This window comes from uncultured Campylobacter sp. (assembly GCF_938017705.1).
Classification (GTDB): domain Bacteria; phylum Campylobacterota; class Campylobacteria; order Campylobacterales; family Campylobacteraceae; genus Campylobacter_B.
Genome location: NZ_CALIIS010000048.1, coordinates 1 through 1,131, shown reverse-complemented (window position 1 = coordinate 1,131; position 1,131 = coordinate 1). Strand labels below are relative to the sequence as shown.

Sequence of the window (1,131 nt, the reverse complement as noted above, 5' to 3'; positions counted from 1 at the left end):
TCGTCAGGCCGCTGCCGAGATCAAGAACCTGGAGGGGGAGGACTCGCCCGTGGAGTTATCCTCCGAGAAATCAGGTAGCGGATCCCCTTGCCGATGCTCGAATCTCTTGCCGATAGTCGTAGCGCGCAAGTCCGTATCTATCATAAAATTTTGCAGCTCTACGCGGGCGCCACCAAAAGAACGAACTAACGTCATAGATTCGTAGGTGCGGCCGAAAAATTTATCAGCGATCATATATGTGCCGAAAAGCGAGCTTATGACCACCCAAAACAGAAATATAAATTTAAAAACCTTACGTAAAACGAACTTCAATGTTTTCATCGCTATCCTTTCGATCTAAAGCTTAAGCGGAATTTCGCCTGCAAATCCGCGGATTAAAATTCCGTGCAGAATTTCGCTTATGAAATTTCGCGCCTTTTCGATTTACGGCAGAATTTTAAGACAGAATTCTGTGGCGAAATTTTACGACTGAATTATAAAACAAAATTCCGCCCATGAAATTTTCCCTAGAACTGCGCCTATAAAATTCCATAAACGAGATTTGGAGCTGAAATTTTATGGGCGGAATTCCATAGCTAAAATTTCACGGCAGAGCTCAGAAATCAACTACCGCGGCAAAATTCCGCGCCTTAAATTTTAAGAAAGTATGAAATTTTTTATCTGATCGCAGATCACTTCTTCGGATTGTGCGGCGTCGATTTTTAGGGTCTGAACTCCGCACGCCGCGCACGCCTGCGCCATTAGCCCCTGCACGCGCATTAGGTATTTGAGCCCGCGAGCCTCGATTATATCGCTGCTAGCGCGCGTTTTAAGCCGCTTTTTGACGAGCTGTTCGTTTGCCGAAAACAGCACGATTTTATCTGCAAATTTGCCCCCGAGCGCAAATTTGTTAAGCGCGATAAGCTCGCTAAGATCTGCGTTTTCGTCATTTGCCAACGCATAGGCAAGCCCTGATATGAAGCCGCGATCGCTTAGTACGAGCCTGCCCGCGCCGCCCTTTATCACGCGCTCGTAGTGCTCGGCGCGGTCTGCGAGGAACAAAAGCAGCTCGGCGCGCTTTGAGATTTCGCCGCAGGCCTCGCGCAGATTTACGCTGCCGCGCGGCCACTTAAAATCCTCGCCCAAAACGAG

The 1,131-nt window shown here is 48.4% G+C and carries 2 protein-coding genes; both read right to left on the bottom strand.

What is annotated here, in order from left to right:
• Positions 1-3: 3 nt before the first annotated feature.
• Positions 4-321 (bottom strand): hypothetical protein, encoded by a 318-nt coding sequence (locus Q0605_RS02650; RefSeq protein WP_298703979.1) that lies wholly within the window; start codon positions 319-321, stop codon positions 4-6.
• Positions 322-636: 315 nt separating this feature from the next.
• A partial coding sequence (locus tag Q0605_RS02645; protein WP_298703977.1) for a dTMP kinase occupies positions 637-1,131 on the bottom strand: 495 nt, incomplete at its 5' end.